Source organism: Streptomyces sp. TRM70350 (assembly GCF_019219825.1).
GTDB lineage: Bacteria > Actinomycetota > Actinomycetes > Streptomycetales > Streptomycetaceae > Streptomyces.
The window spans coordinates 62,106-82,152 of sequence record NZ_JAHUXH010000023.1 but is presented as its reverse complement, the minus strand read 5'-3'; the positions used below and the strand labels follow the sequence as shown (position 1 = coordinate 82,152).

Genomic DNA, 20,047 nt, shown 5'->3' with positions numbered 1-20,047 from the left:
CCTGATCGACTGGCACTCCAGGCCCCGTGGGCCGTGCGCGACGCGCTCGTGATCCGGCCGCACACCGCACCACCATCCCGGCCCCGCGCGGCTGACGAGCTGACCGGGACCCCGCTACTCAGCTCCAGGCGTCGGACGTGTGCGCCCCCGGCAGGAGCCACAAAACAGCCGCCGAACCTCACGCACGGTGAAGAAGACGAATCGGCACCGGTGGGGGCAACGATGCCGCGACAAGGGCAAGGGGTGTCCATTGGGGCGTACGGTTTCGGCCAGTTGTGGATCATCATCTCCTGCCCCGGACAACGGGCCTTAGGCTGCCCGTAGTTGATGTCGCGGAGCAGGTGACGGTGAGATGAACGGGGGCGCGGGTGACGGTGTTCGTCGACCGGGAGGAGAGCCTGGCCAGGCTCCAGGACGCGGCGAGTGCTCTGGTGGAAAGGCGCTCTGGCGTGCTGGTCGTCGAAGGCGACTCGGGGATGGGCAAGTCGTACCTGCTGAGCGAGTTCGCCCGCCGCCTGGGCACTTCCTCGGGTTCCCAGGAGCAGCCCTGTCGGGTGGTGCTGGTGCGGGCCGCACCCGGCATCGGCTCCCGGCGGCCGTACGGGCCCGTCCTGGACGCCCTGCACGCCCTGGTCCGTCCCGCACAGGGCCGCAGGCGGCTGGCCGGCTTCAGGCGCACCGCGACCCGCGGCGCGCTGGCGGCCGCCCCCGACCTGCTGTCCGCCGCGGTGCCGGGGCTCGGCGCGGTGGTCGCGGCAGGGCGGGTGTTCGCGGAGGCCACCGTGGCCACCGGGTCCATCCCGGGGGACAGTCTCCTGCCCGTGGAAAGCACCGTGACCCGGCAGCTGATCGACGTACTGCTGCAGCAGGCGCGTGCGGGTCGGCCCCTGCTGCTGATGGTGGACGACCTCCAGCTGTGCGACGTGTCGACCCTGGAGTTCCTGCACCTGCTGCTGCCCAGGATCGAGGGTGAACCGCTCGGTCTTGTCCTCGGGCTCGGCCTGTATGCCGCAGCCGAGGGCAACGGCAGGGCGGTGGAGCAGCTGCTCGACGCCTGGCAGCGGGATCACGCGGAACTCGTGTCCCGGCACACACTGCCGCCGCTGCCTGCCTGGGCTGTCAGGCAACTGGTCGATGCCAGGCTTCGGGGCCACCCTGCTCCCGAGGACTTCGCCGTCCGGTTGACCGGGGCGACGGGCGGCCACCCGGTCTTCGTCGAGCAGTGCCTGAGGCTGTGGCGACCCGAGGACGGCGTCCGGGTGCCGCTGCCGGGGAGCCTCCCCGCGGCCGTACTGGACCGCTTCCGGCAGCTGGACCCGGCTGCGCGAGAACTCCTGGTCACCGGTGCCACGATGGGGGAGTTCTTCTTCTCGCACACACTCGCCGAGGTGTCCGGCTCGCCCCGGATCCAGGTCCAGGACCTGCTGCACCGTATCGAGCGCGAACACGGCCTGATCCACTGCCGGCACCGGGAGGAGGTCCCCGACTGGGCGGCCGGTCTGGGGACCGACTGGTACGACTTCGAGCACCGGGTCCTGCAGCGGGGGATCCGCGGCGAACAGTCGGAGGGCGCTCGCCGGCAGCGGCACGCGGACATCGCCGAGGCACTTCCACGCCTGCCGGGAGTCGACGGGGATGCCGCGCCGCTCGAATTGCGTGCGCTGATCGCCGATCACTTCCTTCAGGCCGGGCCCGCGTACGCCGCACAGACCGCCGCCGCCCACTACGGCCTGGCCCGGTCCGTGGCGGTGGAGGATCTCTCCTTCGCCCAGGCCGAGCAGCACTGCCGGACGGCGATCGAGTCGGCCCGGCTGATGCCCGACGGCCATCCGGAGCGCGACCGCCGTCTGGTGGAGGCCGTGGAGCTGTTGCTCAGCATGACCGAGGTGCGCTGGAAGGGAGGCGAGGGCGAGCAGGAGAGCATGGGAATCGACGCCCTGGCCGCCGAGGCGGAGCAGGCCGCGCACCGCCTCGGGGACCGGCTGCTCATCGCCCGCACCACCCTGCTGCGCGGCAAGACCCTGCTGGCCGTCCGTGGCGTCCGGCCCTCCCTCGAAAAGCTCGAAGAGGCGGTCGAGCGCGCTCGTGAGTGCGGCGAGGCAGGCCGTCAGGCGCTCTTCGTGGCGATGGTCGAATACGGACGCCAGCTGCCCAAACGCGATCTGCACGCAGGTCTGCAGGTGCTGCTGGACGCGGAGCGGCTGTATGCCTCCGACCCGGGCCTCGGCGAGGCCGGAAACCCCGTTCTGCAGCACGCCCGCAATCTCAACGAGATGCAGATCGGGGTCAACCTCTTCGACGCGGGCCGACTCGGCGAAGCCCGGCAGAGACTGCTGCGCTGCACCGAGCGGCTGAGCGGCGAGACCCTCCGCGCCGAGCTGCCCATAGCGCTGAACTACCTCGCCCAGCTCCACCTGGCCACCGGCTCGTGGGAGGAAGCGGGGGCGGTGCTGCGTGAGGCCCTGGACTTCGAGGAGCAGCGCGGTGGCGACAGCGGCTGGCACGCCTACAACAACGCCCTGCTCGCCACGTTGCTCGCCCAGGATCCCGCTCGCCACGACGAGGCGGTCGAGCGCGCACGGAACGCCTGGTTGGAGACCCAGCGCACCTGGCTGGTCAACCTGGTGCCGATCGTGCGCAACTTGTACGCGGAGGTCCTCCTCGAAACCGGCCACGACAGGAGCCTCGCTCGGCGGCTGTGCGAGGACACTCTCGTCGACACCCGCGACAGCGGCATGGTGCGTAGCGAGATCGCCGGATACGTGCTGCGCAGCCGGATCCATCTGCGTGACGGCGACACGGATCTGGCCGCCCGCGACGCCCGCCAGGCTCTCGCCCTGCTCGCCGAGCACGGGGACATGCCTGCCCTGCGTACGGAAGAGGTCCTGTATCACGCGGCCCGGGCGCTGCGGGCCGAGGGCGGCGGGAGCGAGGCTCGCCACCTGCTGGACAGAGCCAGAACCGACGTGTTGCGCAAGGCGGACAGCATCGACGACCCGGTCCTGCGGACGAGGTTTCTGACCGACGTACCCCTGAACCGAGCCGTGCTCCAGGACAGCGGCGCGGTCCAGGGAGAGGCCGGGACAGGCTGACCGATTACAGTGCGAGACCGGCGCGGGTCCCAGCCGGGGGAGCGGAGGAGACGGGAGTCGGCATGTTCACCATCAGCAAGGAGTTCCACTTCTCCGCGAGCCACGTACTCGACACGCTTCCCTCCTGGCACCCGTGCGCGCGCCTGCACGGCCACAACTACGTGGTGGTGCTCGAACTCTCGGCGGCCGACCACGCCCTTGCCCCGCCCGGCTTTGTCCGGGACTACCGTGACCTGGACGATTTCAAGAAATGGCTCGACGCGACGCTCGACCACCGGCACCTCAATGAGGCGATGGGGGGGGGGGGGATCCCCCCGACAGCCGAGAACCTCGCCAAGTGGATCTACGACACCTGGCACGACGACCTGCCCGAACTCAGCACCGTAAAGGTCTCGGAGACGCCCAAGACCTGGGCCGTCTACCGGCCTTAGGGGGTCGCTGACCTGCGCCTCGCAGGCCCATCGGGCAAGCCCGCCGACGGCGAGGGACACAAGAATGGCTCCCCAGTCGACGACGGACCGCGAGGCTGTGGATGTTGTGGTGGTGATGCCGTCCCACGTGCGGGCAGGTGGGGGTCACAGGCGGCACCAGCCGTGGAGGGCGGGGGCATGGCTGATCGCCCGGTCCGTGACCTGCCTGGCCGTGGCGATTGCCGACCGGTCGTCCCCGGCGCGGAGGAAATACGTGATCACCGCGCTGCCCACGTCGGGAGCGACGTGGATGTGCTCGATACCGTCCCCGGGACGGGCCAGCGCCCACAGGATGTCCGCGAGGGCATGCGGAGGACGTGCGGCACGGCGTTCGTCGGCGATGGTCACAACAGGTATGCGCATGCAGGCCAGCCTGTCTGCGCCGTGCTCCCCGCAGGAGTGATCTCGCATGGCAGGAACCGGCTGGGCAGCTAACTGCCGGGTATGAAAAGATCAACGCTGGGCGCGCCATGTTTCAGCAACGGGAGAAACTGTGCTGTCCGCGCTGGGGATCGACGCCACGTCCGAAGCCGTCTACCGCGCCATGCTCGAGCAGCCCGGATGGGCGGTCGCCGAGATCGGCGCACACCTGGCCAGGTCCGAGGCCGAGGTGCGCGCGGCCCTGGACCGGCTGACCGAGCTGAAACTGCTGCGGCCGAAGTTCTCCGACCCGTCGATCCTGCGACCCGTCAGTCTCGACGTCGGCGTACAGATCCTGCTGGCCCGCCGCGAGGAGGAGGTCCGCAGAGCGCAGGAGGAGTTCGCCGCCGGTCAAGCCGCTGCGCTGGAGATCCTGGAAGCCCAGGCCGCGGTGGGCGGGAGCGAACACCGCTACGAGGAACTGTCCTCGATCGAGCAGGTCCAGGACCGCCTGGAACGGCTGACCCACTCCTGCACCCGCCAACTGCTGTCCTTCCACCCCGGCGGCGCGCAGCCCGTCGCCCAACTGCAGGCATCCAAGCCCCTGGACGCCGCTCTGCTCCGGCGCGGGGTCGCGATGCGCACCCTGTACCAGGACTCCGTGCGCAACGACCAGGACACCTTCCGGTACGCGCAGTGGCTCACCGAGTCAGGAGGCCACGTACGCACCGTTCCGGTGTTGCCGGTCCGCATGGTGCTGTTCGACGACGTCGCCGCGCTGCTGCCCATGGACCCGGACAACACCGCGGTCGGTGCGGTGCAGTTCTCCGGTCCCGGAGTCATCACCGCGCTGACCGCCCTCCACGCGGCGGTTTGGGAGCAGGCGGCTCCGTTCGGCACGGACGCCGACCGGGAGCGTGACGCCGGAGGGGTGACGGCGCAGGAGCGGCACATGCTCAAGCTGCTCGGCGAGGGCATGACGGACGAGGTTGCCGCCCGGCACCTCGGCATCGGGGTACGCACGGCACGCCGGATGATGGCCTCGCTGATGGAACGCCTGGGTGCGCGTTCGCGGTTCGAGGCGGGGAGGCTCGCCGAACGGCGCGGCTGGCTGTCCTAGGGGGTCTCGCCGGCCATGCCCGGTTCCTGACGCCTGGCACCGTGCCTCGACACGTTGTCGCTGTACGGCACCGGACGCTGCTCGCCGATCCGGCCTGACGGACGAGACGCCACCAGGGCTCGGCCGGCCCGACTCCGGCCGGCGCGCGGACCGGCACCTGCCCGTGGCCGCTCCGACCGAGGCATGAGCCTGCCGGGGCACTTGCTGCCTGCGGTGATCCCTTCCGGACGCCCGCACCGCGCGGCAACGTAGGTGCTGCCCGCCGCCGAGCTCTCCGAGGAGGACGGCCGGGCAGCACCCCGACCGCATCGACTCGTGCAGGAGCATGCCCATGTTCTGCAAGTTTGTCGCACTTTCCGCTGCTTCCGTCGCGACGCTCGTCGCCGTGCTGACCGGTACCGCCGGAGCCGCACAGGACGGCCACACTGCGCTGACGGACGGGACGACCGTCACGGCCCAGGCCGCCGCCACCACGGACAGCGCGGGATGGAGCTGACGCCCGAAGCGGTCACCCGCAGCACCGGCCGTGTACCCGCCGCACGACACACCAGCCCAGCGATCGAAGGAGCAGCAACCCCCGTGACCACCACCCGCGTCACACCGACATCCCTCCCCACGACCGCCCCCGCCACCTCGGAGGCGAACCCGGTCAGGCGGGCCGCCGTGTGGCTCGGCCCGATCCTGGCGGGGGTGGCGACACTCATCTGGTCCGGGAACTTCGTCATCGCCCGCGCCCTCTCGGACGACATCCCCCCGGTCCAGACCGCGTTCTGGCGCTGGGCCATCGCCCTCGTGGCCCTGGCGCCCTTCGCCGCGAAGGGCCTGTGGCAACACCGCCGGGCGATACGCGCCCACGCCGGTTACATCACCGTGGTGGGCCTGTTGGGAATCACACTGTTCAACACGCTCATCTACATCGCCGGGCGTACCACCTCGGCCACCAACCTGGCCCTGATCGCCGCCGCCTCCCCGGTGCTGATCGCCGTGTTCGCCGCGATCGGCGGCGAGCGTCTCTCCCGCATCCGCGTCCTCGGCATGCTGCTCGCCCTGGTGGGCGTCGTGGCACTGGTGGCCAAGGGCAGCGTCGCGACACTGCTCAGCCTGGACTTCGCGGTCGGTGACCTGTGGATGGTCGCCGCCATGTGCACCTTCGCCGGGTACTCCGCGCTGCTCAAGCGCAAGCCGAAGGAGATCCCCGCGGTGGTGTTCCTGGCCGCGACGGTTCTGGTCGGCCTCGTCCTGCTCGTCCCCGCGCAAGCCGTGTCGCTGGCGGTGCAGGGCGGCTTCAGCCCCACGGGCGGCAACCTGTCCGCGCTCGCCTACATAGGCGTCGCCTCCTCCGCGCTGGCGTTCTTCGTGTGGAACAAGGCGGTGGAGACGATCGGGGCCACCCGCGCCGGAGTCGTCTACTACCTCCAGCCCGTCTGCGTCTCGGCCCTCGCCTTCCTGACCATCGCCGAAGCCCCGACCCCGGCGCAGTTCGCCTGCATGGGCCTGATCATCGCCGGTGTCGCCCTGTCGTCCGCACGGCACTGAACATCCACAGCCCGGCACACACCCGCACCGACCTGGTAACGACCTCACCTGGAGAACACTCGTGTCCACCACGTCCCCCCTGACCCAGATCAACAGCGAGCGCCTGCTGAAGGACATCAACCGCCTCGCGCAGATCGGAGCCGGAGCCGACGGTGCGATCTACCGGATCGCCGGGAACGACGCCGACATGGCAGCCCGGGACTGGATCGACAAGACCATGCGCGTCACGGGACTGCACTCCTACTACGACACCACCGGCAACGTGTTCTCCCGTCGCCTGAACACCTCCGGGCCGTGGCTGCTGATCGGCTCGCACTCCGACACCGTGCCCGCCGCGGGGCACCTGGACGGCGCCTACGGCGTCATCGCCGCCATGGAGGTGCTGCGCACCCTGCACGAGCACGACCACCCCATGGCCGACCACGTCGAAACGGTGGCCTGGTTCGACGAGGAAGGCGTCATGGAGGGCAGCAAGGGCGGGCTGACCGGGTCCACCGCACTCACCCGGGACCCGCACGTCGACGACCTGTTCGCCTACATCGAGCTGCACGTGGAGCAGGGCCCCCGGATGGAGCGGGCCGGACTGGACCTGTCCCCCGTCACCGGCATCGTCGGCGTACGCCGCTACACCGTCACGGTCACCGGCCAGGCCAACCACGCCGGAACCACCCCCTTCGAACTGCGCCAGGACGCGGGTCGCGTGGTGACCCGGGTCGCCGCTGAGCTGAAGCGGATCTGCCAGGAAGCCGACCCGGCGTCGATCGGCAACGCCGGGGTCATCTCGTTCGACCCGGCCGCCGCGAACGTCGTACCCGGCGCGGCCCGGGTGGAGCTGGAGATACGCGCCGGAACGGACGAGATACTGGACGCGATCGAGCGGTCCCTGACCGACTTCCTGTTCCTGGTGGCCACCGAGGAGGTGTGCGCCGCCGACCTGGAGCGCACCAGCGCCAAGCCCGCGGCCGTCTTCGACGAGCGCGTCCACGGCATCGTGGAGGAGGCGTGCCGCCGCCACACCGACCGGTGCCAGCCGTTGGTCTCCTACGCCGGCCATGACGCCTCCGTGATCTCCACCCGGCTGCCCACCGCGATGCTCTTCGTACCCTCCACCGGTGGTTTCTCGCACTCCAACCGCGAGCACACCGCCGACGAGCACCTGGTGCTCGGCACCCAGGCCCTCCTGGACGCCGTGGTCCGCACCGGCGAGGCGATGCTGCCGCAACTGCTGTCGCAGGACCTGGTCACGGCCTGACCCGAACGCGCGCGGCCCCCGTCGGAACACTTCCGCCGGGGGCCGCGCCCGTTGGACCGAGGCACCGGGAACGGCCCGGCTCCGGGCATCCGCGCCGTTCGTGACGGAGGCCGGTGACCCGGGCCCCAAGCCCGCGTAACCGCCTCCACCTGCAGGGGCAGCCGCACTTCATGCGTAGAAACGGGTCGGCCCATTCGGGAACTCGCTTTTTGCCGGGAGGGCTGGTCGAGGCAGAGGCGAAGAATCCGATTAATGTGGAAGACCAGGAAGATTCAGTCTGACCTGCGAGAACGTCGCCAGCCTGACCGGCGGTCAGTGGCGCCCCCGGCAGGACTCGAACCTGCGGCCAAGCGCTTAGAAGGCGCCTGCTCTATCCACTGAGCTACGGGGGCCAGGTGTGTGGCCTCTGTCTTGGGTGCCCGGGTGTGGGCTGATCCGTGACGTTGCCGGGGACAAGGATAGGGCTCCCGGATCCTTGACCCTGATGCTTCGCCTCCGTGGCTCGATGTGGAGGTTCGGTGAAGCGGTCCTGATAATCGCAGGCAGGTACGAATCGTGCATCGCTTTTGACGCCTCACGCGCCGGGTGTTGTGCACTCGTTATGCCTGGGCTGTGCCCGTGTCCCAGTCGTCCCTTCCGTCCCTTGTGTTCCGTCGGCGCGCAGACATGCCCATATGCTTCAGATATCCCATAAAATTGGGCATTCTTCGCATGTGGTGACCTTGGACGTACGGCCTCAGCTGCTCGACGCACTTTCCGCCCTGCGCGACCGCGTCGCCGCCGCACGCTTCCCGCTGCCCCTGGCGGGGGCCCCACGCGCGCGTGCCAACCGCGACGAACTTCTCGCCCAGCTCGACGACTACTTGGTGCCCCGCCTGAGAGAGCCTGAAGCGCCCTTGCTGGCCGTCGTGGGGGGCTCCACCGGCGCCGGCAAGTCAACCCTCGTCAACTCCCTCGTCGGCCGCAGAGTGAGCGAGGCCGGCGTCCTGCGGCCCACCACCCGGACGCCCGTACTGGTCTGCCACCCGGAGGATCATCACTGGTTCAGCGGCATGCGCGTCCTGCCCGACCTCACGCGCGTGTGGGTGCCCCACAACCAGCCCGACGACGACCTGCTGCCCCCGGGTGAGAACCCCGCGCGCGTGCTGCGGATCGAGACCGCCGAGACCCTGCCGCCCGGCCTTGCCCTCCTCGACGCACCCGACATCGACTCCCTGGTCGCCGACAACCGCACCCTCGCCGCCGAGCTCATGTGCGCCGCCGACATCTGGGTCATGGTCACCACGGCCGCCCGGTACGCCGACGCCGTCCCCTGGCACCTGCTGCGCACCGCCAAGGAGTACGACGTCACCCTGATCACCGTCCTCGACCGGGTCCCCCACCAGGTCGTCTCCGAGGTCTCCCGGCAGTACGCCGCCCTGCTCACCAAGGCGGGACTCGGCGACGTACCCCGCTTCACCGTGCCCGAGCTTCCCGAGTCGGCCTGGGGCGGCGGCCTGCTCCCGGCCACGGCCGTGGCGCCGCTGCGCACCTGGCTCGCCCAGCAGACCCAGGATCCCGCAGCCCGCCAGCACGCCATGGCCCGTACGGCGTACGGCATCCTCAACTCGCTCAAGTCCCGGATGCCCGAACTGGCCAGCGCCGCCGCCGCCCAGTACGCTGCCGCCCTCCGGCTCACCTCCGCCGTCGACCTCGCCTACGACAGTGAGCACGCGCGCGTGAGACAGCGCCTGCAGTCCGGTGCCGTGCTCGCCGGGGACGCCCTCAAGCGCTGGCGGGCCTTTCCCCTCGACTGCACCGCCGGCGAACTCCTCGACGCCCTCGTGGAGAGCCTCAGCGCGCTCCTGCTGTGCGCCGTCACGGCCGCCGACGAGCGCGTCGACGAGGCCTGGCGCCGCGAACCGGCGGCGCGTGCCCCGGAGTTCTCGGACCGAGACGCCTCCCTGGAGAACGCCGAGCACCGGATCGGAATGGCGGTACGGCGGTGGCGGCGCGAGGTCGAGGAGTACGCCGAGGACGAGGTCCGCGGCCTCGACCGGAGCGTCGCGCCCGATCCCGAGGTGGTCGCCGCTCTGGTCGCCACCGCGTTGCTGGGCGGCCGCCGGGCCCGCTCCGCGGGCGAGGGGCTCGCCGAGCGGATCGGCGCCCACGGGGCGCTGCGGCTGCGCGACCGGGGCGGGCGGCTGCTCACCGAGTACGTGAACCGGGTCATGCACAACGAACGCGAGCGCCGCCTCGCGCCCCTCGACGCCCTCGATGTCCATCCCGAACCGCAGGCCGAACTCATCGCCGCGTTGTCCGTACTGCAGAAGGAGAGGTGACCGGTGACTGCCGTCACTGACCAGGACCACACGGGACACGCCGATCCCGAGCAACCGGAAAAGCCGGAGGGGCCCGAGGGGCTCGAAGGGTCAGAAGGGGCCGATTGGGCCCCAGGGGCAGGCGTCGAAGAGTCGAATGGGCCTGGAGGGCCAGAAGGGGCAGAAGAGCCGAAGGGGCCTGGAGGGGTAGAAGGGGCTCAGCCGAAGGGGCCTGGAGGGTCAGAAGGGGCTCAGCCGAAGGGGCCTGAAGGACCTGAACGGGGAGAAGGGGGAGAAGGGGCAGAAGGGGACGACGGGCCGGAGGAGTCAGCCGCCGAGGACGCGCGCGAGGACCAGCGCGAGGACCAGCGCCCCGAGGGGCGTGACGCTGAAGGCGGTGACTTTGACGGGCGTACCACTGAGGGGCGTGCTGCTGAGGGGCGTACTTCTGAAGGGGATGACGCTGCGGATCGTGACCCTGTGGGGAGCGATTCCGAAAATATGCCCAATGGGGATGATTCCGGAAAGGACTTCCCTGAGGAGGACGATTCAGAAAAGGGCCCCTCTGAGGAGAGCGCCGATTCCGGAAACGGATCAAAGGGTTCCAGCGGGGACGGCGACTCGGAAAAGGACGCCTCCGCCACCAGAAAGGACTCCCCTCGGAGGGGGGATTGGGGAAGTGGCGCCTTTAGGCTTCCCTGGAAGGTGTTGCGCAAAGCGGGAGAGTCAGGGACGAGGGAGCCCGGGGCAGGGGCAGCCAGGGCGGGGGAGCGGCGGGGTGCCGGGTGGGGGCAGAACGAGGGGCACGCGCGCGTAGGAGACGGCTCGCGCCGTGACGGCGTCGCCCGTCGCGAGGACGGCCGCCGCCGCGACGGCCCCTCGCGTCGCGGTGCCGCCTCCCGCCGGGACGTCGTCCCCTCCCGTCGCAGGGAGTCCGAGGACACCTGGGACGACGGACTGATCGCGCGCCGGGTGACCGAGGCGACCGACGGCGAGCAGGCAGCCGTAGTGGAGACCAGGCCGAGTGGCCCGCACAGGGTCATGCCGCTGGCGTACGACGGCCCGTTGCGGTCGCGGCTGGACGCGCTGCGTGAGCTGGTGGGGCTGTCGCGCACCCGGCTCGACAGCAGGACGCTCGCCGAGGCGGGCCGGGTGCTCGACGAGGCGGCGGCGCGGCGCAAGCTCTCCGGGCAGCACACCGTCGTCGCCATCGCGGGCGCGACCGGCAGCGGCAAGTCGCAGCTGTTCAACGCGCTCGCCGGAGTGGCCATTTCGGAGACGGGCGTACGTCGGCCCACCACGGCCGCGCCCATCGCGTGCAGCTGGAGTGACGGCGCGGCCAGCCTCATCGACCGGCTCGGCATCCCGGGGCGGCTGCGGCGGCGCCCGTTGCAGAGCGCGGAGGCGGAGGCGCAGCTGCGTGGGCTGGTCCTGGTGGACCTGCCCGACCTCGACTCCGCCGCCGTACAGCATCGCGAACAGGCCGAGCGGGTGCTGGATCTCGTGGACGCGATCATCTGGGTGGTGGATCCGGAGAAGTACGCCGACGCCGTCCTCCATGAGCGCTATCTGCGACCCATGGCCGGGCACGCGGAGGTCATGTTCGTCGTCCTCAACCAGGTCGACCGGCTCCCCGGGGAGGCGGCCGACCAGGTGCTCGACGATCTGCGGCGGCTGCTCGACGAGGACGGGGTCGCCCTGGGGGAGTACGGCGAACCGGGCGCGACCGTGCTCGCGCTGTCCGCGCTCACCGGGGAGGGCATCGGGGAGCTGCGGGAGGCGCTCGGCCAGTTCGTGGCGGAGCGGGGTGCGGCGGCCCGCCGTATCTCCGCCGATCTCGATGCCGCCGCGACGCGGCTGTGGCCCGTCTACGCCACCCGGCGGCGCACAGGGCTCAGTGAGCAGGCACGCGACGAGTTCTCCGCGCGGCTCGCGGACGCCGTGGGCGCCACCGCCGCCGGTGAGGCGGCCGAACGGGCCTGGCTGCGCAACGCCAACCGCGCGTGCGGGACGCCTTGGCTGCGGCTGTGGCGGTGGTACCAGGACCGGAGTGAACCTCCAACGGGGCGGCTGGCGTTGCGCTCGCAGGCGGACGAACAGGCCACCGCGCGGCAGAAGGTCGAGCATGCGGTGCGTACGGTGGCCGACCGGGCGTCGGCCGGGCTGCCCGCGCCATGGGCGCAGGCAGTGCGGGAGGCGGCCGCACGCGGGTCCCAGGGGTTGCCCGAGGCGCTCGACGAACTGGCCTCGCGGGCCGGGTTGCCGCCGGGGCGGCCGCCGCGGCCGGGCTGGTGGCCGGTGGCCGTGCTGGTGCAGGCCTCCATGACGATCCTCCAGGTCGTGGGCGGGCTGTGGCTGGTCGGGCAGATCGTCGGGGTCATGTCGCCCAACCTCGGGGTGCCGGTGCTGCTGATGGTGTCCGGGATTGTCGGCGGCCCGCTCGTGGAGTGGAGCTGCAAGCTGGCGGCGCGGGGCCCGGCCCGGCGGTACGGGCTGGAGGCGGAGCGGCGACTGCGGGAGGCGGCGGCCGGGTGCGGGCGGGCGCGGGTGCTCGATCCGGTGGCGGCTGAGCTGCTGCGGTATCGGGAGGTCCGGGAGCAGTACGGGCGGGTGCTGGGGACGGGGGTGGCGGTGAGGTAGGGCATCGGCCTGTTGGACCACTGACCTGTTGGTCCACTGGGCTTGTCGGTCCACTGGGCTTGTCGGTCCACTGAGCTTGTCGGTCCGGTATCCGGTTGTCGGGTGGCCGGTGGTGCTTCGAAGGTGGGCCTTCGAAGGTGTCCCTCGAACGGGTGACGGAGTTTTCCACAGGCTCAGGGGTCGTCCACAGCGCTCAGCGGGCTCGGCTCGGCGGAGGCAGTCTGGCTTCGCGGCGATCGCGACGGACGCGGTCGTCACGGCGGTGGCGGTTCGCGGACGATCGCGGCCGCCGCCGGCAGACGCAGCCGTACGGGACGGGCCCGTACGCGTGCCCGCCCGGTGCGAGCGGCCGGGCGAGGGAGGGGTACGACGACATGAACGAGACGCTGGTGTGTGCCGTGGGCAATGTGGCGACGCAGCCGGTCTACCGGGAGTTGGCGGCGGGACCGTCGGCACGGTTCCGGCTGGCGGTGACCGCCCGCTACTGGGACCGGGAGAAGAACGCGTGGACGGACGGACACACCAACTTCTTCACGGTGTGGGCCAATCGGCAGCTCGCCACCAACGCGGCGGCCTCCTTGGGGGTGGGCGATCCCGTGATCGTGCAGGGCCGTTTGAAGGTGCGGACGGATGTGCGCGAGGGGCAGAGCTGGACGTCGGCCGACATCGACGCCGTGGCGATCGGTCACGATCTGGCGCGGGGCACCTCGGCGTTCCGGCGCGGCAACGCGAAGGGCGAGGCGGTGGGGGGTGGTTCACCGCAGCAGCCCGAGCCGGTGTGGGAGACGCCTGCCGGTGAGTCCGCTGACGACACGGCCGATACGGAGTCTCAACAGCAGCAGGAGGTAGCGGCGGTGACATGACCACATGCCCGGGGCTTTCGCCCCGTGGCCGAACGATGATGACCGAACTGCGGCTTATCGACGCATGCACTCCCGAACAACCTCGGTGGATTTGTCGATAAGCCCTGTTCGCAGGGGGTCTCGGCGATAACGATTCCGAGTCGGATCTTCGGTCCGACGGGATCACCGGGAAGCCTGGTACGCCCGCATCCCTAGGATGCCGAGCGTGGCTCTCGTGGCTTGAGATTCTGCTGGTGGGACCGTCCCCCCACGTCAACGGGTCCTGCTCGAAGGGGAATTCTGTGTTTTCTTCGTTCTCCGCACTGTCCGTGTGCGGGCGAGGGGCGGCCCGCCTCGCCGCTGTGACGCTGGTGTCCGGGCTCGCCGTCAGCGGTGCCCTGGTGACGGCCGGCCCAGCCGCCGCCGGCACCACACCGGTACACACCCAGGGCGGGGCGACCGCCACCATAGGGGGCCTGAAGACGTACGGTGCGGCGGTCGTGCGTTCCCCCGAGGGCGACCTGGAGATCTCGGCGGGCCTGTTCCAGATGTCCGTCGAGGGCGGCGGGATGCTGCAGACGTACTGCGTGGACATCCACAACCCCACGCAGAAGGACGCCAAGTACCACGAGACGCCCTGGAGCGGCACCTCCCTGGGCGCCAACAAGGACGCCGGCCGCATCCGCTGGATCCTGCAGAACTCCTACCCGCAGGTGAACGACCTGGCCTCGCTGGCGAAGAAGGCGGGCGTGCGGAGCGGTCTCAGCGAGCAGGACGCGGCGGCCGGTACGCAGGTGGCCATCTGGCGCTACTCGGACGAGGTGGATGTCGAAGCCGTCGACCCCGAGGCCGAGAAGCTCGCGGACTATCTGGAGAAGAGCGCCCGTGACGTGGCGGAACCCGCGGCGTCACTGACCCTCGACCCGCCCGCGCTCTCCGGCCACCCCGGCGGGCTGCTCGGCCCGGTGACCGTGCACACCAACGCGGACAGCGTCACGGTGACCCCGCCGGCCGACGCCGCGATGAGCGGGGTGCGGATCGTCGGCGAGGACGGCAAGGACATCACCACCGCGCAGGACGGCAGCCAGCTGTTCTTCGAGGTGCCGACGGACACCGCGGACGGCTCGGCCGAGCTGACGGTGCAGGCGTCGACCACCGTGCCGGTCGGCCGCGCCTTCGCCTCCGAGACCAGAAGCCAGACGCAGATCCTGGCCGGCTCCAGCGAGTCCACGGTCACGGCGACGGCGAGTGCCACCTGGGCGGAGACGGGCGCGATACCCGCGCTGTCCGCGGCGGAGAACTGCGCCGAGAGCGGCGTGGACATCACCGCGGTCAACCAGGGCGACGAGGCGTTCACCTTCGAGCTGATGGGCACCGAGCACACCATCGCGGCCGGTGGGACCCGCACGGTGACCATCCCGCTCCAGGAGGACCAGGCCTACGACTTCACGATCACCGGCCCCGGCGGCTACGAGAAGCGCTTCACCGGCGTCCTCGACTGCCGCACCCAGGCCGACGCCGCCTCCGAGGCCGGCGAGTCCACCCAGATCCTCACCCAGCCGAGCCCGGCCACGATCGGCAGCACCTCCGCCGACGTCAACCTCGCCGCCACCGGCAGCTCCGACGCGACCCCGGTGATCGCGGGCGTGGCAATCGGCCTGGTGGTGATCGGCGGCGCGGCACTGATCGTGGTCCGCAAGAGGAAGTCGTAGCGCCGGAAGAGGAGAGTCGTAGCGCCACGACGCCGCACCTGCACAGCGTCACGGGAGCCGCCGCGCGACCACCGGCGCAGGACCGGCGAGTCCTCGACCCTTGACATCTCAACAGCGTGTGCCCGCCGGGTGACTCGCTGTCCCCGACGACCCCACGCACGCAGCAGGCGGTTTCCTCCGGTGGCCGGCGATGCGGCAAGATGGGGTGTATCTGCCCACTGTCAGATTCAAGCTGCCGGACGGTTTCTCTTGGCTGAGTTCATTTACACCATGCGCAAGGCGCGCAAGGCGCACGGCGACAAGGTGATTCTCGACGACGTCACCCTGAACTTCCTTCCGGGTGCCAAGATCGGCGTCGTCGGTCCGAACGGCGCCGGTAAGTCCACCGTCCTCAAGATCATGGCCGGTCTTGAGCAGCCGTCGAACGGTGACGCGTTCCTGTCGCCCGGGTACAGCGTCGGCATCCTGCTCCAGGAGCCGCCGCTGACCGAGGACAAGACGGTCCTGGAGAACGTCCAGGAGGGCGTCGCCGAGATCAAGGGCAAGCTCGACCGGTTCAACGAGATCGCCGAGCTGATGGCCACCGACTACTCCGACGCGCTGCTCGACGAGATGGGCAAGCTCCAGGAGGAGCTCGACCATGCGAACGCGTGGGATCTCGACGCTCAGCTGGAGCAGGCCATGGACGCCCTCGGCTGCCCGCCCGGCGACTGGCCCGTCACCAACCTCTCCGGTGGTGAGCGCCGCCGCGTCGCGCTGTGCAAGCTGCTGCTGGAGCAGCCCGACCTGCTGCTCCTCGACGAGCCCACCAACCATCTCGACGCCGAGTCGGTGAACTGGCTGGAGCAGCACCTCGCCAAGTACGAGGGCACCGTGGTCGCGATTACGCACGACCGGTACTTCCTCGACAACGTCGCCGAGTGGATCCTGGAGCTCGACCGCGGCCGCGCCTACCCGTACCAGGGCAACTACTCCACGTACCTGGAGACCAAGGCCGCCCGCCTCAAGGTCGAGGGGCAGAAGGACGCCAAGCGGCAGAAGCGTCTGAAGGAAGAGCTTGAGTGGGTGCGGTCCAACGCCAAGGGGCGGCAGGCCAAGTCCAAGGCGCGTCTGGCTCGCTACGAGGAGATGGCCGCCGAGGCCGAGAAGATGCGGAAGCTGGACTTCGAGGAGATCCAGATCCCGCCGGGGCCGCGGCTCGGCAACGTCGTCGTGGAGATCAACAACCTCAGCAAGGCCTTCGGTGAGAAGGTTCTCATCGATGATCTCTCGTTCACGCTGCCGCGTAACGGCATCGTGGGTGTCATCGGTCCGAACGGCGCCGGTAAGACCACCCTGTTCAAGATGATCCAGGGTCTTGAGCAGCCCGACTCCGGCACGATCAAGGTCGGCGACACCGTCAAGATCTCGTACGTCGACCAGAGCCGCGAGAACATCGACCCGAAGAAGACGCTCTGGGCCGTCGTGAGCGACGAGCTCGACTACATCAACGTGGGGCAGGTGGAGATGCCCTCGCGGGCGTACGTCTCCGCCTTCGGGTTCAAGGGGCCGGACCAGCAGAAGCCGGCCGGGGTGCTCTCCGGCGGTGAGCGCAACCGCCTCAACCTGGCGCTCACCCTCAAGCAGGGCGGCAACCTGCTGCTCCTCGACGAGCCGACCAACGACCTGGATGTGGAGACGCTCTCCTCCCTGGAGAACGCGCTGCTGGAGTTCCCCGGCTGCGCCGTCGTCGTCTCCCACGACCGTTGGTTCCTCGACCGTGTCGCCACGCACATCCTCGCCTACGAGGGTGACTCCAAGTGGTTCTGGTTCGAGGGCAACTTCGAGTCGTACGAGAAGAACAAGATCGAGCGGCTGGGGCCGGACGCCGCCCGTCCGCACCGCGCGACCTACAAGAAGCTGACCCGGGGCTGATCTCTTGCGGCACATCTACCGCTGCCCACTGCGCTGGGCGGACATGGACGCGTACGGCCACGTCAACAACGTGGTGTTCCTCCGGTACCTGGAGGAAGCCCGTGTCAACTTCCTGTTCCGCCCGGACAAGAACTTCAAGCAGGGGTCCGTGGTGGCACGCCATGAGATCGACTACAAGCGGCAGCTCGTCCACCGGCACACGCCCGTGGACATCGAGCTGTGGGTCACGGAGATCAGGGCCGCCTCCTTCACCCTCGCCTACGAGGTGAAGGACGACGACCAGATCTACGTCCGGGCCTCGACGGTGATAGTGCCGTTCGACTTCGAGGCGGGGCGGCCACGTCGGCTCACTGAAGGGGAACGGGAGTTCCTCCAGGAGTACATGGACGACGACAAGGAGGAGGCCGTCGCCGCATGACGGTGCTCCACCTTGCCGACGAGGGGGAGGCGGCGGATCTCGCGGCCTTCCTCTCCCGGCTGCTCCACTACGACCGTTCAGCCGCGGTGCGCCTGCAGGCGGCGGGCACCGCGCTCGCCGTCTTCGGCCGGCCGCCGTCCTTCGAGGTGCTGGCGATCCGGGCGGTACGACTGGCCAAGCCGTACGAGAACGGGCTGCACGTCACCCTCGACGTGACCGTCTCCGCCGGTGAGCTGCTGGAGTCCGTGGACGAGAAGGCGGCCACGGCGGCCGTTCCGGAGGCGGTGACCGGGCCGCCGTGGGCGGGAGTGCTGCCGCCGCGTGGCGGCTGGCGGCCGGAGCGGGGACTGCCGGGGGCCGACACACTGCGGGCCATGGTCGCCGCCGCGGTGGCCGAATTCCGGTCCCGTACGGAGGAACTGCCGCCTCAGGGCCGTACGCGCGCCGAACTCGACCGGATCGGGCGCGAGATCTGGTCCCGGACCGTCGGGGACACCCACCTTCCGGTGCGGGCCGTGCACGCGGCGCAGTCCCTGGGATTCCTGCGGTCGGCCGCCGGGGCCGGGGCGGCGGAGGAGCTGGGGCTGTTCTCGTCGGGTGCCTGGCTGCGGCTGCGCACGCCGTACGGGTCGATCGCCGTGCGGCGCGGAGGACTTGGGACGCTGGGCGTCAGCGTGCGCTGACGCCCGTCACCGGTGTGCCGGGGCTCAGCCCGGCGTGTTCACCATCGAGGCCGCCGCGTACGTCAGGTAGTTCCACAGTGTGCGCTCGTGCTCCTCGGACAGGCCCAGTTCGTCGACGGCGTCCCGCATGTGCTTCAGCCAGGCGTCGTGCGCGGCCCGGTCGACGGTGAAGGGGGCGTGGCGCATGCGCAGGCGGGGGTGGCCGCGGTTCTCGCTGTACGTCGTCGGGCCGCCCCAGTACTGGATCAGGAACAGGGTGAGGCGCTCCTCGGCGGGGCCCAGGTCCTCCTCGGGGTACATCGGCCGCAGGATCGGATCCTGGGCGACTCCCTCGTAGAAACGGTGGACCAGGCGGCGGAAGGTCTCCTCCCCGCCGACCTGCTCGTAGAAGGTCTGCTCCTGAAGCGTGCCGCGCCGAATCTCATTCACGCATCCATGGTCTCAGATGCGGCGGACCAGGACTCAAGGCTTAGGGGTCCTTGCACTATGCCCGCCCGGGTCGCGCGGCCTGGCACCGCACCTCGCCGCGTTGCCGAAACGCCCAGGTAGCTCCGCTACCAGGGCGCTCCGGCGCCTTGCGATGCACGGCACCAGACCACGCGACCTGATCGGACGCTCATAGTGCAAGGACCCCTTAGGACTGGCTCAGGACCACGCGGCCGACGGGCCCGGGTACTCGCCTCGCACTGTGAAGCGCAGCACAGTGGACATATGGGCGCGCATGCACTCGACAAGGATCTGGAGGCCGTCGCCGCTTCGGCGCGGGCCGCGATGGTGCGGGAGATCGACGCGAGCGGGGCGTGGGCCCCGGACCCGGTGTGGCGGGAGGCGTTCGCGGCGGTCCCCAGGCACCTCTTCGTGCCGTACTACTACGTGGGCGTCGTGGGCGGCTACGAGCGGCGCTGGGGCGAGAGCCCCGACCCGGAGGCGCGCGAGCGCTGGGTGCGCGGAGCCTACGCCGACACCCCACTGGCCACCCGGCTGCGCGACGGCGAGCTGCTCTCCTCCAGCAGCCAGCCGTCGTTGATGGCCATGATGCTGACCGAGCTGCGGGTGGAGGACGGCAACCGGGTGCTGGAGATCGGCGCGGGCACCGGTTACAACGCGGCGCTGCTCGCGCACCGGCTCGGCGACGACGACCTCGTCACGACCGTCGATCTGGAGCCGGAGATCACCGAGGCGGCACGCCGGCATCTGGACGCCGCCGGGTACCACCCGGTCGTCGTCACCGGGGACGGGGCGCGCGGAGTGCCCGAGCGCGCGCCCTTCGATCGGATCATCGCGACCTGCACCCTGGGGTCGATCCCGCCCGCCTGGCTCGCCCAGTGCCGTCCCGGCGGCCGGATCCTGACGCCGTTCGCCACCGGGCTGGTCGCGCTGACCGTGCGGGACTCCGGATACGCCGAGGGGCAATTCCTGCCCACGCCCGCGTACTTCGTCCCGCTGCGCGGCACCGGGCGGCCGGAGTCGGAGCCGGTGGCGCTGGGCGCGGTGCCGCGCCGGGGGCGGGAGCACGAGCTGTTCCGGTTCCTGCTCGCCCTCAGCCGGGGCAGCCTCGATCCGCAGGAGGCGTACGCGCTGTGGGAGCGCGAGGGGCGGCCCGGGCGGGAGCGGTACGGCATCACCGTCGGCGGCGGACGCGAGTGGGCGTGGCTGGACGATCCGGAGGGGCCGTACGCCTGGCCCCTCCCCGCCTGATCCGCCGAGC

General features: G+C 70.6%; 16 protein-coding genes and 1 tRNA gene. 14 read left to right on the top strand and 3 right to left on the bottom strand.

All coding sequences use genetic code 11. The features are described 5' to 3' along the window. The first annotated feature begins 368 nt into the window (after positions 1-368). Both KWI83_RS27810 and KWI83_RS27805 read left to right on the top strand, forming a co-directional pair. Positions 369-3,092, top strand: a complete 2,724-nt coding sequence (locus tag KWI83_RS27810; protein WP_308122216.1) for an AAA family ATPase — start codon at positions 369-371, stop codon at positions 3,090-3,092. Between the two features lie 62 nt (positions 3,093-3,154). Beyond that, positions 3,155-3,523 carry a 6-carboxytetrahydropterin synthase gene (locus KWI83_RS27805; protein ID WP_218517134.1) on the top strand — a complete coding sequence of 123 codons (369 nt, stop codon included), beginning with the start codon at positions 3,155-3,157 and terminating at the stop codon, positions 3,521-3,523. A 144-nt stretch (positions 3,524-3,667) separates the two neighbouring features. Here the strand turns inward: KWI83_RS27805 and KWI83_RS27800 are convergent, their stop codons facing one another. Further along, a complete protein-coding gene (locus tag KWI83_RS27800; protein ID WP_218517133.1) occupies positions 3,668-3,925 on the bottom strand; it encodes a hypothetical protein in 258 nt (85 codons plus the stop codon). 130 nt (positions 3,926-4,055) lie between these two features. Between KWI83_RS27800 and KWI83_RS27795 the strand changes: the two genes are divergently transcribed. The 4 genes from KWI83_RS27795 (at position 4,056) to KWI83_RS27780 (ending at position 7,830) form a co-directional block, all read left to right on the top strand. After that, positions 4,056-5,042 carry a helix-turn-helix transcriptional regulator gene (locus KWI83_RS27795; protein ID WP_308122215.1) on the top strand — a complete coding sequence of 329 codons (987 nt, stop codon included), beginning with the start codon at positions 4,056-4,058 and terminating at the stop codon, positions 5,040-5,042. 331 nt (positions 5,043-5,373) lie between these two features. Continuing rightward, the gene (locus tag KWI83_RS27790) at positions 5,374-5,538 is read left to right on the top strand and encodes a hypothetical protein (RefSeq protein ID WP_218517132.1); all 165 of its coding nucleotides are present in this window, start codon (positions 5,374-5,376) and stop codon (positions 5,536-5,538) included. 83 nt (positions 5,539-5,621) lie between these two features. Next, the gene (locus KWI83_RS27785; RefSeq protein ID WP_308122213.1) at positions 5,622-6,578 is read left to right on the top strand and encodes a DMT family transporter; all 957 of its coding nucleotides are present in this window, start codon (positions 5,622-5,624) and stop codon (positions 6,576-6,578) included. A gap of 61 nt (positions 6,579-6,639) precedes the next feature. Continuing rightward, positions 6,640-7,830, top strand: a complete 1,191-nt coding sequence (locus KWI83_RS27780) for a M20/M25/M40 family metallo-hydrolase (RefSeq protein WP_218517130.1) — start codon at positions 6,640-6,642, stop codon at positions 7,828-7,830. Between the two features lie 316 nt (positions 7,831-8,146). Here KWI83_RS27780 and KWI83_RS27775 read toward each other — a convergent pair. After that, positions 8,147-8,222, bottom strand: a tRNA-Arg gene (locus KWI83_RS27775). 321 nt (positions 8,223-8,543) lie between these two features. Between KWI83_RS27775 and KWI83_RS27770 the strand changes: the two genes are divergently transcribed. The 7 genes from KWI83_RS27770 to KWI83_RS27740 all read left to right on the top strand — a co-directional run bounded on the left by KWI83_RS27770 (position 8,544) and on the right by KWI83_RS27740 (position 18,339). Continuing rightward, positions 8,544-10,151 carry a dynamin family protein gene (locus KWI83_RS27770; protein WP_218517129.1) on the top strand — a complete coding sequence of 536 codons (1,608 nt, stop codon included), beginning with the start codon at positions 8,544-8,546 and terminating at the stop codon, positions 10,149-10,151. A 687-nt stretch (positions 10,152-10,838) separates the two neighbouring features. Further along, positions 10,839-12,770 (top strand): YfjP family GTPase, encoded by a 1,932-nt coding sequence (locus KWI83_RS27765; RefSeq protein ID WP_308122212.1) that lies wholly within the window; start codon positions 10,839-10,841, stop codon positions 12,768-12,770. Between the two features lie 374 nt (positions 12,771-13,144). Next, a complete protein-coding gene (locus KWI83_RS27760) occupies positions 13,145-13,633 on the top strand; it encodes a single-stranded DNA-binding protein (RefSeq protein ID WP_218517128.1) in 489 nt (162 codons plus the stop codon). A 281-nt stretch (positions 13,634-13,914) separates the two neighbouring features. Continuing rightward, entirely contained in the window at positions 13,915-15,324 is a 1,410-nt protein-coding gene (locus tag KWI83_RS27755; RefSeq protein WP_218517127.1) for a Cys-Gln thioester bond-forming surface protein, read from the top strand. A gap of 249 nt (positions 15,325-15,573) precedes the next feature. Further along, on the top strand, positions 15,574-17,238 hold the full coding sequence (gene ettA / locus KWI83_RS27750; protein WP_218517126.1) for an energy-dependent translational throttle protein EttA: 1,665 nt from the start codon (positions 15,574-15,576) through the stop codon (positions 17,236-17,238). A 4-nt stretch (positions 17,239-17,242) separates the two neighbouring features. Then, positions 17,243-17,656 (top strand): thioesterase family protein, encoded by a 414-nt coding sequence (locus KWI83_RS27745; protein ID WP_218517125.1) that lies wholly within the window; start codon positions 17,243-17,245, stop codon positions 17,654-17,656. Continuing rightward, positions 17,653-18,339, top strand: a complete 687-nt coding sequence (locus KWI83_RS27740) for a hypothetical protein (protein WP_218517124.1) — start codon at positions 17,653-17,655, stop codon at positions 18,337-18,339. The genes KWI83_RS27745 and KWI83_RS27740 overlap by 4 nt, the downstream gene beginning before the upstream one ends. Positions 18,340-18,363: 24 nt before the next feature. Here KWI83_RS27740 and KWI83_RS27735 read toward each other — a convergent pair whose 3' ends face one another. Continuing rightward, entirely contained in the window at positions 18,364-18,768 is a 405-nt protein-coding gene (locus KWI83_RS27735; protein ID WP_218517123.1) for a globin, read from the bottom strand. Between the two features lie 282 nt (positions 18,769-19,050). Between KWI83_RS27735 and KWI83_RS27730 the strand changes: the two genes are divergently transcribed. Then, a complete protein-coding gene (locus KWI83_RS27730) occupies positions 19,051-20,037 on the top strand; it encodes a methyltransferase domain-containing protein (RefSeq protein WP_218517122.1) in 987 nt (328 codons plus the stop codon). Positions 20,038-20,047 lie beyond the last annotated feature (10 nt).